This is a genomic window from Dactylosporangium sp. NPDC005572 (assembly GCF_040605515.1).
Taxonomy (GTDB): domain Bacteria; phylum Actinomycetota; class Actinomycetes; order Mycobacteriales; family Micromonosporaceae; genus Dactylosporangium.
On sequence record NZ_JBEXCY010000027.1, the window covers coordinates 76,045 to 92,075 of the forward strand.

Here is a 16,031-nt window from a genome sequence, read left to right on the forward strand (position 1 = left end):
CGGTAGGCCCCGACCAAACCAGCTAGATCGTCGTGCCCGGGTCCAGGCGGGTGTAGTGGGTGCCGGACAGGCGGTTCATGTGGCCGGTCACCATCTGCTGGCCGGCCTCGACGAGCAGGCTGTCGTGGAGGGCGAAGGCGCGCTCCGGCTTCACCGCGCGCGTGAAGTCGATCGCCTCGGCCAGCTTGAGCCAGGGGGCGGAGACCGGCACGAACAGGGTCGCGACCTCCTCGTCGGGGACGTGGAACGAGTCGCCCGGGTGGTAGATCGGCCCGTTGGGGCTCTCGATCAGGAATGCCACGTTGACGATCCGCGGGATGTCGGGGTGGATGACCGCGTGCATCCCGCCGTAGGCACGCACGGTCATGCCCGCGGCGACAAACGTGTCGCCCGGGGCCACCGCGAACTTCTCCGCGTCCAACTCGGTGAGCTGCGCGTCGACGTCCGGGTGGGTGTACACGGTCAGGGAGGGCTGCCTGGCCGCGGCCGCGCGCAGGCGGTCGACGTCGATGTGGTCGAAGTGCTCGTGCGTGACGAGGACCGCGTCGACACCGTCCAGCGCCTCGGGTTCGCTGAACACGCCGGGATCGATCACCATGACCCCGCCGGCGTGTTCCAGGCGCAGGCAGGCGTGGGTGTACTTGGTGATGCGCATCCGGTGACCTCCTCGTGGCAGAACCGTGACACAAGTGCCGGGAACCGATGCCGCACCCGGCTGCGTCCCAGGGTGCAGTTCGATCGCCCGATCGACCTTACCCAGGAGGCGTCATGTCAGTCAGGCGCACCACACTGTTCGTGACGGGGGCACTCGCCTCCGTGCTGATGGCGCTGAGCGGGTGCGGTAGTAGTGCCAAGGACTCCAGCAGCAGCGGCAGTGACGGCGTGGCGCCCGCGGTGGCGCCGGTGCAGGAAGGGGGCGGCGCCGGACCGGCCCAGGACAACCTGGCCCAGGGCAACCAGCCCGGCAAGGTCCCGGACAACCTCGACGTCGACGACCGCGCGATCATCTACTCGGGCACGATGACGGTCCGGGTCGACGACGTGGACGCGGCCGCCCAGCGGGCGATCGCGTACGTCACCGGCGCCGGCGGCTTCGTCGGCGGCGACAACCGCCGGCACGACGACCGGCGGTCGCAGGGCACGCTGACGCTGCGCGTGCCGGCGGCCAAGTTCAGCGCGACCCTCGACCAGCTCAAGGGGCTCGGCGACGAGGAGGACCGGCAGATCTCCGCACAGGACGTCACCGACCAGCTGGTCGACGTCGAGTCGCGGCTGCAGACGGCCCAGGCGAGCGTGGACCGCATCCGCGCGCTGCTGGCCAGGGCGCAGACGATCAGCGAGATCACCGCGCTGGAGTCGGAGCTGTCCCGGCGCGAGTCCGACCTCGAGTCGCTCCAGGCCCGCAAGCGGAAGCTCGACGGGCTGACCGCGCTGTCGACCATCACGCTGGTACTGCTGGGGCCGGAGGCGGCCGTCGACAAGGAGGAGCTCGGCATCGGTGTCGGGCTGCGCAACGGCTGGTCGGCGTTCCTGACCTCGGCGCGGGTGGCGCTGACCGTGCTCGGGTGGCTGCTGCCGTGGCTGCTGGTGCTGGGTGCGCCGATCTACCTGCTCGTCTGGCTGCTGCGGCGGTTCCGGCCGAAGCGCCCGGCGCTCGCGATGGCCGGCGGCCCGATGCCGCCGCGGCCGATGCCGCCGATGCCGCCGGGTGCCGTTCCGCCGCGGCCGTTCGGCCCCGCCCCGATCTCCGCGCCGCCCGGACCGGTTCCACCGCCCCCGGGACCGGGCGGCGCGGTTGCCACCCAGCGGATCGCAAGCCAGCCGGACGCCATGGTTTCAAGTGGCCAGGACGGGGCAGGTGCGGCCCCGGCACCGGAGGCTAGGCCTGGATCTGCGGAAACTGGTCCGTCGCCGGAGCCGCCGGCTGACGCGGCACCGACGAATCCGGCGGACCCGACAGGTCCTGCAGGAGACCGCTGACCGCGGAACCGAATCCCGGTTGCTGCTGATAGCCGGAGTGTCCGTCAACCTTGGGGAACACCGTGTCGCCGGGCGTGATGCCGAAGCCCGGCGGGTCGACCAGCCGCACGTCGCGTGCGGCCGGCGACTCCATCGGTCCGCCGATGGGGTCGGTGTCCCGCCACAGGTTGACCCAACGGGGGGTGTGCTGGCCCGGTACCGCGGCGTCGTCCGCGGGCCGGGCCAGCACCGCACCGACCTGGGTGAGCACGGCGTCGTTGACGTAAGCGGGGAAGAAGCGCGCGTAGAGGCGCCGCAGCGGCGAGCCGTAGGTCAGCAGGGCCGCGTGCGACTGCGCTTCCGGGGGCATCTGCAGTACCGTGGCGGCCGCCAGCACCGACCCCTGACTGTGCCCCGACAGGATCACGCCGCCCTGCTCGGCGGCGAGCCAGGACGCGCGGCCGGCCAGCTCCGGCACGACCCGCTCGGCGTAGCACGGCGGCGCCAGCGGGTGCGCCGCCCGCGGCCAGAACGTGCCGAGGTCCCACAGCACCCCGACGATCCGGCGGAACCGCTGGTACCGGTAGGCGAGCACGCCGATGAGGATGAGCCCGAGCACGGCCAGGCCGATGAGGTACGTCCCGAGGTTCACGGCGAACGACAGCATCTCGGCCGGGACCGAGTTCGGCGGGGCGAGCCGCACCGGCCGGACCGCGAACAGCGCGAAGCAGGTCGCGGCGACGGCGGCGACGGCGGTCGGGACGAACACCCACAGCAGCATCCGGCCGACGTGGTCGGTGACGAGCGCGTCGGCGATCGCGGTGTCGATCCGCTTCGCGCGGGCCGCGTCCTGCCGGCGCCCGCCGCGGAAGTCGGCGTCGGTGACGACCCGCGCATACCGGCGCAGCCGCCGGTTCAGCGGCACCCCGGCGACCAGCGCCACGACGAGCATGATGACGAGCATCAGCACGAAGCCGGCGGCGGCCCACTCGTACGTCGGCGGCGGCTGGAGCGGCTGCCAGGGCACGTAGTCGGCCGAGGACGGCAGCCGGCGCCGGTCGAGGAAGTCGGCGACCCGGTAGGACAGGCCGGCCGAGAACGCGACCGCCACCCCGAGCCCGATGCTGGCGACGATCGGCCCGGCCAGCCCCTGCAGGAACGTTCCCTTGGGACGGCTGCCGAGGACCACCGCTCCCAGGATCGTCAAAAGCACCAGTTGTACCGCGAACAGCGCGGTCACCGTCCCGCCGAACACCGGCAGCCGCCCGGTCGCCGCCCACGGGTCCCGCTCCAGCGACGCGTAGGCGAGCGTGAGGACGGTGAGCGCCACGGCACCGTGGCTCGCCGCGCGGGTGAAGCCGAGCGCCCACCGGGCCGGCCGGTCGCGGTCCACGACGGGCCGCACGGTCACGGCGACGGCGCAGGCGACGAGGAGCAGCAGGCAGATACCGGCGAAGGTGTAGCCGAGCCAGTGCCGGTCGCGCGGCACCAGGATGCCCAGCAGCACCGCGTCGAGCGTGGCGTAGGCGAACGCGATGTGCAGTGAGCGGAGCCGCCCGACGAGCGGCTTGCCGTTCCAGAAGCACGGGTGGGCCAGCCCGTCCCCATCGCCGTCGGCGGCGGCCGGGAACGCCTCGTACCGCGACCAGGTCCGCCGGCCGAGGAACCACAGGAACGCGATCGCGAGGATCGGGACCAGCGCGGTGATTGCGAGGCGGCGGCCGGTGCTGGCGCCGGTGAGCGGGCTGAGGTACCAGCGGCCGTCGAGGCAGCCGGCGGTGTTCGCGCACTGCCAGCCGACCAGGTCCATCGAGACCTCGACGAACGACAGCACGAACGACGCGGTCATCGTGAGCGCGAAGATGCGGGTCAGCGCGCGGATCGCGGCGCGCGGGCCGGGATGGACGTCGGGCCGCAGCCAGAGCGTGACGTTGGCCAGCATGAACGGCAGCAGGAGCAGCCAGAGCGCGCGGGCGGCGGCGCCGGCGGTGAGGTTGCCCCAGCGGTACGCCTCGAGGACGGCGCCGCCGGGGCCGCGGGTCGCGCCGTACTCAGGGCGCGGGCGGAAGAAGCCGGCGTCGGTGTCGCCGGCCACCCGGTGCAGGAGAGGCCGGTCGAGGACGTCCTCCGCGCGGGAGCCGGTGACACCGTGCACGCGCAACTCGGTGACCATACATGCGGGGTTACCAGATGATGGTCGATTTGTCAGTCTGGAACGGTCAGAAGGCTCCGGCGCTCAGGGCGGCCAGCGCGGTGTGCACCATGACGCGCACCCCGTAGCCGATCGACCGCTCGTCGACGTCGAAGGCTGACTGGTGGATGTCGAACTTGGTGTCCGAGCCGGGCACGCCGACGCCGAGGCGGATCATCGAGCCGGGCACGTTGTCGACGTAGAACGCGAAGTCCTCGCCGCCCATGCTGATCTCGGCCTCGACGACCCGCTCCGGGCCGAGGGCCGCGGCGGCCGCGCCGGCGATGATCGCGGTGGCGAGCCGGTCGTTGACCACCGGCGGGACGCCCCGGGTGTAGGTGACCTCGACGTCGGCGCCGGTCGGCGCGATGACGTCGTGGACCAGCTTGGTGACCAGGTCGGGCACCTCGCGCCAGGCCTCGCGGCTCAGCACCCGGATGGTGCCCCGGGCGAAGCCCTCGATCGGGATCGCGTTGGCCGCCTCGCCGGCGCGCACCGCGCCCCAGACCATCGAGACCCCGGCCCGGGCGTCGAGCTTGCGGTCGAGCAGCGACGGGACGTCGACCAGGATGCGGCCCAGCGCGTGGACCAGGTCGGCGGTCAGGTGGGGGCGGGCGGTGTGCCCGCCGCGGCCGGTGAGCCGGACCTCGATCTTGTCGGCGGCCGCCGTGAACGGGCCGGAGCGGACCCCGACCAGGCCGACCGGCAGCTGCGGCGCGCAGTGCAGGGCGTAGATCGCGGCCACGTCCTTGAGCCCGCCGGCGGCGATGACCTCGGGCGCGCCCGACGGCATCGTCTCCTCGGCCGGCTGGAACAGCAGGCGGACCCGGCCCGGCAGCTCGTCGCGCTCGGCCAGCTGGGCCAGCGCGAGGCCGACGCCCAGCAGGATCGTCGTGTGGACGTCGTGGCCGCAGGCGTGGCAGACGTTGTCGACCGTCGAGCGGTAGGGCACGTCCTTGGTGTCGGGCAGGGGCAGCGCGTCGAGGTCGGCCCGCAGCGCGATCACCCGGTCGCCGTAGCCGATGTCGCACATCACGCCGTTGCCCTTGGGCAGCATGCGCGGGGACAGCCCGGCGCGGGTGAGCTCGCGGGCGACGAGCGCCGCCGTCTCGAACTCCTGGCCGGACAGCTCCGGGTGCGCGTGAATGTGACGTCGCACCGCTACAAGCTCAGCCCCACGGGAGGCAAGCCATCGGTCGAGTTGACCGGGCAGCGGATCGGCCCCAGGTGGAGTCTCGGGCCAGGACGACGTCAACTTGCTGACCGACCGCGCCGCAGATGCGGCAGGATCGGGCAGCGTCAGCGCTCTCGTCACGGTGAGTTCTCTATTTCGGTCTAATGGAGCGGCGCGCCCCATGCGTGCCATGGACAGACTAACCGGGTCAAGGTGACGGAGCGCAACATCATTCTGGTGATGTTCGGATAGCTCAGCGTCACTCAAACCCGACCGGAGGTGCATACTTGCAGGTTGGCTCGCCAACAAGTAACCCCCACCTCCTTCAACGGGCGACTCGCGTCACGGTCACGTGCTGTCGCGGTACGTTTTCGCAGCGGCGCCACCGTCACTGTCGGTCAGATGCGACGCACAGTAACGGCGAACGCCGCAGACTGGCACGAAGCCGGGGCTCGGTGCCGGACCGGACGTCCGTCAATCGGCGAACACTCGCCAAACTCCAGGAAATCTGCTTCACGGGTGTTCCGCAGAGGTTTCCGTCACCTGCGTAGACGCGGTGGCGTACCGTTTCGGTTCCCCGAACGAACCGTTTCAATCCTGGAATGGTCCGGAGCGCGACAAGATCAGCACGCAGGGTCGCGCCCGGGTCACGGTACGGTGAAGGACACGACCCCACCTTTCTTCGACGGGCGGGAGCACGCAAGATAGTGGGCGAGAAGTCAACCCTCCCCTCCCATGACGGTTAACTGCCTGTGACTCAGCTTCCGACGTGGCATGGCGAGCCCCTGCCACCCACCGGTGCTCTGGCCTCCGCCGGAGCCGGGCGTGATCCTGCGCGCGGCCCCGACACCCCCAACGACGTCCCCGCCCGTGAACCGCGCGAACCGGGTTCGACGGCGCCGCCCGTTCCCGGGCAGCGCGCCGCTCCCGGTGTCGTGATCGGCGGGCGCTACGCGCTGCGCACGGCCATCGGTCACGGCGGCATGGGCACCGTCTGGCGCGCGAGCGACACGCTCCTGCGCCGCGACGTCGCCGTCAAGGAGGTGATCCTCCCGCCCAACCTGGCCCCGAGCGACCGTGACTCCATGTATCAGCGGACGTTACGGGAGGCCCGCGCGGCGGCCGCGCTCTCACACCCGGCGGTGGTCCAGGTCTACGACGTGGTCACCGAGGCCGGGCGGCCGTGGATCGTGATGGAGCTGCTCCAGGCCCGCAGCCTCGCCGAGATGATCGTCGAGGACGGCCCGCTCGCCGCCCGGGCGGTCGCGAAGATCGGCATCGCGCTGCTCGGCGCGCTCGAGGTGGCCCACGCGGCCGGCGTGCTGCACCGTGACGTCAAGCCGGCCAACGTGCTGATCTGCGGCGACGGCCGGTGCGTGCTCACCGACTTCGGCGTGGCCCGGATGCCCACCGACAGCGAGCTGACGACGCCCGGGATGGTGCTCGGCTCGCCCCACTTCATCTCGCCCGAGCGGGCGATCGGCGCCAAGTTCGGCCCGCCCAGCGACCTGTTCTCACTGGGCGTGACGCTGTATACGGCGGTCGAGGGGCGGCCGCCGTTCGACAAGCGCGACCCGTTCGAGACGATGCGGGCCGTGGTCGAGGAGCCGCCGGCGCAGGCGATGCGCGCCGGGCCGCTCGCGGGCGTGCTCTACGGGCTGCTGGAGAAGGACCCGTCCCGCCGCTGGAACGTCGAGACGGCCCGCGCCGTGCTGCGCGACCTCATGGCCGGCCCGCTGGCCAGCAACGCGCCGGCCCACATGACCGACCCCTACGCGGTGGTCCGCCCGACGCATCAGCCGACGGTCGCGACCCCGCAACAGCCGACCGGGCAGATCGGCGGCCGGGCGATGATGGCCCCGGGCGAGACGGTCAGCGGCGCGCTGCGCCGGATGCACAACGCCCCGGCCCAGGGCGCCCCCGGGCGCCCCGACGTCGAGCTGGAGCGCACCGACGCCAGCCGCTACTCGGCCGGCGCGCTGGGGCCCGACTGGACGCAGGCTCCGCCACCCCCGCCGCAGGGCAACACCGCGCAGCAGTTCGTCGAGCGGGCCAAGCGGGCCCCGAAGGCGGTGAAGATCGCCGCCGCGGCGGGGATCGCCGTGGTGCTGATCGCGGCCGTGGCCTTCTCCGGGCTGTTCTCCGGCGCGAACGAGACGCCGCAGAGCCAGAAGCCGATCGGCACCACGTCGAGCGGCCCGGCGAAGCCGTCCTTCGAGGTCGAGGCGTTCACCCACCCGGGTGGCATCACGGTCAACGTGCCGAAGGGCTGGAAGCAGGCCAAGCTGGGCAACGCCAGCACGCCGTATTTCGACATCACCGACCCGTCGGACGCCAACCGGCGCATCCGGGTCAACATCGAGAAGGCGTCGAGCACACCGAAGGCGTTCCTGGAGAGCGCCGAGAAGCGCCTGCAGACCACCGCGTCCAGCTGCGCCCCGCCCTACACGCGGGCCAACATGGACGAGGACAAGCTCGACGGGCACGACGCCGCGATCCTGGAGTACACCTGCGGCACCGGCGACCAGCAGCGGCACGCGCTGTGGAACGCGATCGTGGTCGGCGGCAAGGCATACCACTTCTTCGTGACCGTGCCCGAGGCGCGGTTCCAGGAGAGCAAGGCGATCTTCGACGAGATGGTCCGCAGCTTCAAGCTCAGCGGCGGACCGTCCGGGCAGTGACACCGGGCCGTGCTATGAAGGTCGCATGACCTCCACGGAGCGTGACCTGCGGGCCGAGGCCGAGGCCTGGCTGGCCGGCGACCCGGACCCGGCGACCCGCGAGGAGCTGCGGGCCGCCCTGGACCGGGGCGACGACCTGGCCGACCGGTTCGCCGGCCCGCTCCGCTTCGGCACGGCCGGCCTGCGCGGGCCGCTGCGCGCCGGGCCCAACGGCATGAACCTGGCCGTGGTGCGCGCGGCCGCCGCCGGCCTGGTCCGCTGGCTGGCCGACAACCGGGTCGAGGGGCCGCTCGTGGTCGGCTACGACGCCCGGCACGGCTCGCACGCGTTCGCGGTCGAGACGGCCCGGGTGGCGACCGGGGCCGGGCGGCCGGCGCTGCTCCTGCCCCGCCCGCTGCCGACGCCGGTGCTCGCGTTCGCCGTCCGGCAGCACGGCGCGGCGGCCGGCGTGATGGTCACCGCCAGCCACAACCCTCCGCAGGACAACGGCTACAAGGTGTATCTCGGCGACGGCTCGCAGATCGTCCCGCCGGCCGACGTCGAGATCGAGCACGCGATCCGGGCCGTCGGGCCGCTCGCCGACGTGCCGCTGGGCCCGCCGGGCGAGGTGCTGACCGACGAGATCGTCCAGGCGTATGTCGACGCCGCGATCGGCGTCGTCGACCCGGAGGTGCCGCGCGACCTCGTCGTGGCGTACAGCCCGATGCACGGCGTCGGCCGGGACGTGTTCGTCGCGACGCTCACCGCCGCCGGCTATCCGGCGCCGTTCGTGGTCGAGGCCCAGGCCGAGCCCGACGCCGACTTCCCGACCGTCGCGTTCCCCAACCCGGAGGAGCCGGGCGCGACCGACCTGCTGCTCGCCCTGGCCAAGGAGTCGGGGGCCGACATCGCGATCGCCAACGACCCGGACGCCGACCGGTGCGCGGTCGCCGTCCCGCTCGACGACGGCGGCTGGCGCCTGCTGCGCGGCGACGAGGTCGGCGCCCTGCTCGCCGACCACCTCATGCGGCGCGGGGTGCGGGGGCGCTACGCGACGACGATCGTGTCGTCGAGCCTGCTGTCGCGCATGTGCGCCTCCCGCGGGCTGCCCTACGGTGAGACGCTGACCGGCTTCAAGTGGATCGTGCGGGCCGGCCCTGATGGCGCAGACCTGGTCTACGGCTACGAGGAGGCGCTGGGGTACTGCGTGGCGCCCCCCATGGTCCGCGACAAGGACGGCATCACCGCGGCCCTGCTGGTGTGCGAGCTCGCCGCCGGGCTCAAGGCGGAGCTGCGCACCCTCGCCGACCGGCTGGACGAGCTCGCCGTGCAATACGGGGTGCACGCCACCGACCAGCTCTCGGTCCGCGTCGACGACCTGTCCGAGATCGCCGACGCGATGGCCACGATCCGCCGCCGGCCGCCGGCCGAACTGCTGGACGAGCCGGTGACCGGCATCGAGGACCGCCTGCCCGAGTCCGACGTGCTCATCGTGCGGGCCGGCACGACCCGCGTGGTGGTGCGCCCGTCGGGCACCGAGCCCAAGCTCAAGGCCTACCTGGAGGTCGTCGAGCCGGTCGTCGCCGGCGACATCCGCAAGGCCCGCGAGACGGCCGCGGCGTCGCTGGCGGCGCTGCGCACCGAGACCGCGGCCGCCCTCGGCCTGCGCTAGGGCGTCACCGGGAAGGTCAGAACCGGGGCATGCCCCCGAACTGCCGGTCACCCGCGTCGCCGAGGCCGGGAACGATGAACATCCGCTCGTTGAGCTTCTCGTCGATGGCGGCCGTCACCAGGCGCATGGGCAGCCCCGAGTTGGCCAGCCGCTCGATGCCGGCCGGCGCGGCCAGCACGCACAGCACGGTGATGTCGGTCGCGCCGCGGTCGACCAGCAGCCGCACGCAGTGCTCCAGCGAGCCGCCGGTGGCGAGCATCGGGTCGAGGACCAGCACCGGGATGCCGGCCAGGTCGCGGGGCAGCGACTCCATGTAGGCGCGCGGCTGGAACGTGTGCTCGTCGCGGGCGAGCCCCACGAACCCCATCGACGACTCCGGCAACAGCGCGAGCGCCGAGTCGGCCATGCCCAGCCCGGCCCGAAGGACCGGCACCAGCAGCGGCGGGTTGGCCAGGCGGGTGCCCTCGGCGACCGCGACCGGCGTCTTGACCGGGAAGGTCTCGGTCGCGAACGAGCGCGCCGCCTCGTACACCAGCATCGTGGTGAGTTCGTGCAATGCCGCCCGGAAGGCACCGTTGTCGGTGCGTTCGTCGCGCATCGCGGTCAGTCGCGACTTGGCCAGGGGGTGATCCACCACGAGTACGTCCACAGACCGACAGCCTAGTATTTGGGACATGACCCTCACCGCCGAGGTCGCGCGCTCACAAGGCGCGTTGCGGACCTTCCTCCACGGCTTGCCGGGCGTCGACCAGGTCGGGGCGGAGCAGCGCGCCGCGATGCTCGGCACCCGCTCGATCAAGACGACCGCCAAGGCCCAGGCCCTCGACCTGGCCATTCGCATGGTCGACCTGACCACGCTGGAAGGCTCGGACACGCCGGGCAAGGTCCGCGCGCTGTGCGCCAAGGCGGTGCGGCCCGACCCGGCCGACGCCACCTGTCCGAGCGCCGCGGCGATCTGCGTCTACCCGGCGATGATCCCGGTGGCCGCCGAGGCCCTGCGCGGCACCGGCGTGCACCTGGCGAGCGTCGCGACCGCGTTCCCGTCCGGCCAGGCGCCGCTCGACGTCAAGCTCGCCGACACGCGGGCGGCGGTCGCGGCCGGCGCCGACGAGATCGACATGGTGATCAGCCGGGGCGCGTTCCTCGCCGGGCGCTATGCCGAGGTCCACGACGAGATCGCGGCGGTGAAGGAGGCGTGCGGCGACGCGCACCTCAAGGTCATCCTGGAGACCGGCGAGCTGGCGACGCTCGACAACGTGCGCCGCGCCTCCTGGCTGGCGATGCTGGCCGGCGCCGACTTCATCAAGACCTCGACCGGCAAGGTGCAGCCCGCGGCGACGCTGCCGGTGACGCTGGTGATGCTGGAGGCCGTGCGCGACTTCCGCGAGCAGACCGGCCGGATCATCGGCGTGAAGCCCGCCGGCGGCATCCGGACCGCCAAGGACGCGATCAAGTACCTCGTGCTGGTCAACGAGACGGCCGGCCCGGACTGGCTCGACCCGGACCGCTTCCGGTTCGGCGCGTCGACGCTGCTCAACGACCTGCTCATGCAGCGCACCAAGATGGCCACCGGCCGCTACTCGGGCCCCGACTACTTCACCCTGGACTAGGACGACGATGGACTTCCAGTACGCACCGGCGCCCGAGTCGCGGTCGATCGTCGACATCCGCTCGTCGTACGGCCTCTTCATCAACGGCGAGTTCGTCGGCGGCAAGGGCGAGCCGTTCAAGTCGATCAACCCGGCCAGCGAGGAGCTTCTCGCCGACATCGCCTGCGCCGACGCCGCCGACATCGACGACGCGGTCCGCGCCGCGCGGCACGCCTTCGACACGGTCTGGGGGCCGATGCCGGGGCGGGAGCGGGCGAAGTACCTCTTCCGGATCGCGCGGATCATCCAGGAGCGGGCCCGCGAGCTCGCGGTCCTGGAGTCGCTGGACAACGGCAAGCCGATCCGCGAGTCCCGCGACGTCGACGTGCCGCTCGTCGCCGCGCACTTCTTCTACTACGCGGGCTGGGCCGACAAGCTGCCCTACGCCGGGTTCGGGCCCGACCCGAAGCCGCTCGGCGTGGCCGGCCAGGTCATCCCGTGGAACTTCCCGCTGCTCATGCTGGCCTGGAAGATCGCCCCGGCGCTCGCCGCGGGCAACACGGTCGTGCTGAAGCCGGCCGAGACGACGCCGCTCTCCGCGCTGCTGTTCGCCGAGATCTGCCAGCAGGCCGAGCTGCCCCCGGGCGTGGTCAACATCGTGACCGGCGCCGGGGAGACCGGGCGGCTGCTCGTCGAGCACGCCGGCGTCGACAAGGTGGCGTTCACCGGGTCGACCGAGGTCGGGCGGGCGATCGCGCGGTCCGTCGCCGGCACCCGGAAGAGGCTCACCCTGGAGCTGGGCGGCAAGGCGGCGAACATCGTGTTCGACGACGCGCCGATCGACCAGGCGGTCGAGGGCGTCGTCAACGGCATCTTCTTCAACCAGGGCCACGTGTGCTGCGCGGGCTCCCGGCTGCTGCTCCAGGAGTCGGTCGCCGAGGAGTTCCTGGCCTCCCTGAAGCGCCGGATGGCGCGGCTGCGCGTCGGCGACCCGCTGGACAAGAACACCGACGTCGGCGCGATCAACTCGGCCGCCCAGCTCGCCCGCGTCCGGGAGCTCTCCCAGGTCGGCGAGGAGGAGGGCGCCGAGCGCTGGTCGGCGCCGTGCGAGCTGCCGGAGCGCGGCTTCTGGTTCGCACCGACGATCTTCACCGGGGTCACCCAGGCGCACCGGATCGCCCGCGAGGAGATCTTCGGGCCGGTGCTGTCGGTGCTCACCTTCCGCACGCCCGCCGAGGCGGTCGAGAAGGCGAACAACACGCCGTACGGGCTGTCCGCCGGGGTCTGGACCGAGAAGGGCTCCCGGATCCTCGAGATCGCGGACCAGCTGCGCGCCGGCGTCGTCTGGGCCAACACGTTCAACAAGTTCGACCCCGCCTCGCCGTTCGGCGGCTACAAGGAGTCGGGCTACGGCCGCGAGGGTGGCCGGCATGGGCTGGAGGCCTACCTTGAGCACTGAGACGCCCGCGCGCCTCGCCGTCCGCAAGACCTACAAGCTCTTCATCGGCGGCGCGTTCCCGCGCAGCGAGTCCGGGAGGTCGTACCAGGTGCACTCCCCCTCCGGCGAGTTCCTGGCGAACGCGGCGCTCGCCTCCCGCAAGGACGTGCGCGACGCCGTGAAGGCGGCCCGCGCCGCGACCGGCAAGTGGTCCGGGGCCACGGCGTACAACCGCGGGCAGATCCTCTACCGGGTCGCGGAGATGCTGGAGGGCCGCCGGGACCAGTTCGTGGCTGAGGTGAAGGCCGCGGAAGGGCTGTCCCGGAAGGATGCGGCGGTACTGGTGGACGCCGCGATCGACCGCTGGGTGTGGTATGCCGGGTGGTCCGACAAGATCGCGCAGATCCACGGCGGGGCCAACCCGGTCGCCGGGCCGTACTTCAACCTCTCCTCCCCCGAGTCGACCGGCGTGGTCGGGATCGTGGCGCCCGCCGACTCGTCGCTGCTCGGTCTCGTCAGCGTCGTCGCGCCGGCGATCGTCGGTGGCAACACCGTGGTCGTGATCGCGTCCGAGGGCCGGCCGCTGCCCGCCGCCTCGCTCGCCGAGGTGCTCGCCACCTCCGACCTGCCGGGCGGGGTCGTGAACCTGCTGACCGGCAAGGTCGCCGAGATGGGGCCGTGGCTGGCGGCGCACATGGACGTCAACGCCATCGACCTCACCGGTGTGACGGATCCCACACTCGGGGGCGAGTTGGAGGTCGCCGCGGCGGAGAACCTCAAGCGAGTGATCCGCCCGAGCAGTCCCGACTGGGCCGCTGACCCGGGCGTATCCCGGATGCTCTCGCTGCTGGAGATCAAGACGGTGTGGCACCCCAAGGGGGTCTGACCGTCGCACTCCGGGCACACTAGGGTGTTTGTGCGCGAGGCCATGTACTCAGCAGGGTGCCCGCACGCCGAGCCGACTTTGGAGGTCACAGTGGCCCGCCAGTCATCCCGTTCGTCTGCTTCGTCCGCCTCGAAAAAGGACTCGAAGCAGGACGAGCCGGTCGAGGTCTCTGACGAGCTCACCGACGAAGAGGTCGACGAGGTCGAGGACGTCGACGACGACGCCGACGACGTCGAGGAGGACAAGGGCGCGGAGCGTTCCGCGCTCGCCGACGCGATGTGGAGCGACGTCAAGATCGAGCCGATCGAGCTCGCGCTGCCCAAGGGCGTCGGCTACACCCTGCGGGCCTACCGGATGTCCAACGAGCTGACGCCGACCCAGGTCGCGGAGGACGAGGACGACGACTTCGCGGTGCTGCGGCGCCGGGAGGACGAGGTCGACGAGGAAGAGGTCGTCATCCTCGAGAACCCCGAGATGTTCGAGGAAGAGCCCGAGCCGGAGCCCGAGCGCGCCAAGAAGAAGACGTCCGCCGCCGCGAAGAAGAAGGACGACAAGTCGGACGACGAGTCCGACGAGGAGACCGCCTCCGCGACGGACGATGAGGCCGATGAAAGTTCCGCCGCGGCCAAGGACGACGACAAGGATGACACGGAGTCCGACGAATCGGACGAAACCTCCGACGAACCCTCTGACGAGGACGAATCCGAGGACGAAGCCGAGGAAGAGGAAGAAGAGGAGGAGCCCGAGGAGGTTCCCGTCTTCCTCAGCCACGAGGGCAAGCTCCTGCTCTTCCGCAGCGTCGAGGGCCTCGTCGAGTTCGTGCAGTCCGACGCCGAGCACGACATGGTCCAGCTGGACACCTGGGAGAGCCTCAAGAAGCGGATCACCGTCTCGTCGGTGGTCGCCACGGACGAGAACCGCTATGAGCTGGACCTCGTGGTGGAGAACCTCCGCGGCGGACAGGACGCGTGGGACGCCGACCTGCTGCTCGCCGCGGGTGAGGCCGCCCGTGACCTTGCTTACGGCCTGCGCCTCGAGCCGGTCCGCACGGCGCTCTCGACGGGCTCTCCGCTCGACGACCTCGACGAGGGCCTCCGGGCTGCGGCATCGGGTGGCATCGGCGGCTTCTTCGCGAAGCGCCGGCTGAAGAAAATCGGGGCACAACAGGCAGCGCTGGGCTGGCGGACGATAATCGGCAAGATTTCTGCCGCCGCGGACTGGCGTGATTGATTTGTGACCGACAGGATCTAAGCCGTGGGCGTTTTGGCACGGCGCGCAAGACCCGACCCCTAATCGGACGGTCGGCGCCGGTGGACGACGATCAGCCAGGGCGGCATTCAGCCGTTTCGGCTGATCGCGTCACGCGCCGTCAACCTGTTGACTAGAGGCCGTTCAGTTTGACCTGCGGCAACACACGGCGGGGCGCCGGGACACGTCCCCGCCGAGTGACGAAAGCTCAACTGATGTCCCGAGAGGAGGACGACGCGGTGGCGCTCGTTCGGGTGTACTGCGGTCTGGCGTCGGCTGACTCCGCCGAGCCGCAGTCGGGTTCCGACATCTGGTTGACCGTCGCGGTCGTCGACGACGCCGGCCGACTCATCGACATCTGCGAGGTGAGCGACGACGCCGGCGGCTACGCCGAGCTGAGCGCATTGCTTGCGCAGCGCTCCGGCGGCCAGTCCGCCGTGGCGGTCGCGGCCGAGAGCGACGACCACGTCGTCACCCAGCTGCTCACCGCGGCGGGCCGCATGCTGGCCTTCACCGACGACGACTCGGCCGACGACTACGCCGAGCGGTTCGCCGATGACGAGTCGCCCGAGGAGATCCAGTCGAACGCCGCCGAACGGCGCGCGGTCGGCCTGGCCCGGGCGCTGCAGGCCGGCGTCCTCTCCGCGGTCGGCCAGAGCCCGCCCCGCGACATGCTCCCGCTCAAGCCGGTCCTCGCCGCGCACGCCGCGGTGGTCGCCGGGCGGCAGAGCGCCGCGGCCACGCTGCGCGAGGTCCTCCGCGAGCTCTACCCGGCCGCCCTGCGCGCCTACCCGGACCCGGCCGAGGCGATCCCGCTGGCCATCCTCGACGCGCTGCCCGAGCCGGGCATCCTGGGCGGCGGCGCCGCCGGACGCAACCGCGACGCCCAGGTCGTCAACGACCTCGCCGCGACCGGTGTCTCCGACGCCGAGACGCTCGGCGAGGCGATCACCGCGCTGCGCGTCGCGATCGCCGAGACCCCCCGCCGCACCGGCGTCAACCGGGCCCTGACCACCGCCGTCGCCGAGACCATCCGGCAGTCGGTCGCCGCGGTCCGGGCCAGCGACGCCGCCGCCGCGGCCCTCGTCGGCGTCCTCGCCGACAAGATGAACCCGGTCGGCCGCACCACCCGCCAGCGCCCGGCCACGCCGCTTGCCCATCACGCTGGACCCGCCGCCCAGTGAGAAGCCGGACCTGCACGCCCGGCTGCGCCG

General features: G+C 72.1%; 11 protein-coding genes and 1 pseudogene. 8 read left to right on the top strand and 4 right to left on the bottom strand.

Annotated features, from left to right (window positions below):
• Positions 1–22 precede the first annotated feature (22 nt).
• Complete coding sequence (locus tag ABZS66_RS16530) at positions 23–655, bottom strand: MBL fold metallo-hydrolase (RefSeq protein ID WP_354758331.1); 633 nt, start codon at positions 653–655, stop codon at positions 23–25.
• A gap of 113 nt (positions 656–768) precedes the next feature.
• Here ABZS66_RS16530 and ABZS66_RS16535 point away from each other — a divergent pair, with 113 nt between their 5' ends.
• On the top strand, positions 769–1,980 hold the full coding sequence (locus ABZS66_RS16535; RefSeq protein WP_354758333.1) for a DUF4349 domain-containing protein: 1,212 nt from the start codon (positions 769–771) through the stop codon (positions 1,978–1,980).
• Here the strand turns inward: ABZS66_RS16535 and ABZS66_RS16540 are convergent.
• The gene (locus tag ABZS66_RS16540; RefSeq protein ID WP_354758335.1) at positions 1,880–4,132 is read right to left on the bottom strand and encodes a hypothetical protein; all 2,253 of its coding nucleotides are present in this window, start codon (positions 4,130–4,132) and stop codon (positions 1,880–1,882) included. The two genes, ABZS66_RS16535 and ABZS66_RS16540, sit on opposite strands and share 101 nt — an antisense overlap.
• Positions 4,133–4,178: 46 nt before the next feature.
• The gene (locus ABZS66_RS16545) at positions 4,179–5,609 is read right to left on the bottom strand and encodes an amidohydrolase (protein ID WP_354758337.1); all 1,431 of its coding nucleotides are present in this window, start codon (positions 5,607–5,609) and stop codon (positions 4,179–4,181) included.
• A 650-nt stretch (positions 5,610–6,259) separates the two neighbouring features.
• On the opposite strand from ABZS66_RS16545, the gene ABZS66_RS16550 reads away from it, so the two are divergent.
• A complete protein-coding gene (locus tag ABZS66_RS16550) occupies positions 6,260–8,005 on the top strand; it encodes a serine/threonine-protein kinase (RefSeq protein ID WP_354758339.1) in 1,746 nt (581 codons plus the stop codon).
• Positions 8,006–8,030: 25 nt separating this feature from the next.
• Positions 8,031–9,656 (top strand): phospho-sugar mutase, encoded by a 1,626-nt coding sequence (locus ABZS66_RS16555; protein ID WP_354758341.1) that lies wholly within the window; start codon positions 8,031–8,033, stop codon positions 9,654–9,656.
• A 16-nt stretch (positions 9,657–9,672) separates the two neighbouring features.
• On the opposite strand, the gene upp is transcribed toward ABZS66_RS16555, so the two are convergent.
• On the bottom strand, positions 9,673–10,305 hold the full coding sequence (gene upp, locus ABZS66_RS16560; RefSeq protein ID WP_238008041.1) for a uracil phosphoribosyltransferase: 633 nt from the start codon (positions 10,303–10,305) through the stop codon (positions 9,673–9,675).
• Positions 10,306–10,330: 25 nt separating this feature from the next.
• Here upp and deoC point away from each other — a divergent pair, with 25 nt between their 5' ends.
• From deoC to ABZS66_RS16585, 5 genes and pseudogenes are all read left to right on the top strand, one after another.
• Positions 10,331–11,266, top strand: a complete 936-nt coding sequence (gene deoC / locus ABZS66_RS16565; RefSeq protein WP_190251078.1) for a deoxyribose-phosphate aldolase — start codon at positions 10,331–10,333, stop codon at positions 11,264–11,266.
• Between the two features lie 7 nt (positions 11,267–11,273).
• Positions 11,274–12,704 carry an aldehyde dehydrogenase family protein gene (locus ABZS66_RS16570; RefSeq protein ID WP_354758343.1) on the top strand — a complete coding sequence of 477 codons (1,431 nt, stop codon included), beginning with the start codon at positions 11,274–11,276 and terminating at the stop codon, positions 12,702–12,704.
• Positions 12,676–13,569 (top strand): aldehyde dehydrogenase, encoded by an 894-nt coding sequence (locus ABZS66_RS16575; protein WP_354758345.1) that lies wholly within the window; start codon positions 12,676–12,678, stop codon positions 13,567–13,569. The genes ABZS66_RS16570 and ABZS66_RS16575 overlap by 29 nt, the downstream gene beginning before the upstream one ends.
• Positions 13,570–13,599: 30 nt before the next feature.
• The gene (locus tag ABZS66_RS16580; RefSeq protein WP_354758347.1) at positions 13,600–14,799 is read left to right on the top strand and encodes a DNA primase; all 1,200 of its coding nucleotides are present in this window, start codon (positions 13,600–13,602) and stop codon (positions 14,797–14,799) included.
• 233 nt (positions 14,800–15,032) lie between these two features.
• Positions 15,033–15,923: pseudogene (locus ABZS66_RS16585) on the top strand (transposase); the annotation flags it as partial.
• Positions 15,924–16,031: the final 108 nt, after the last annotated feature.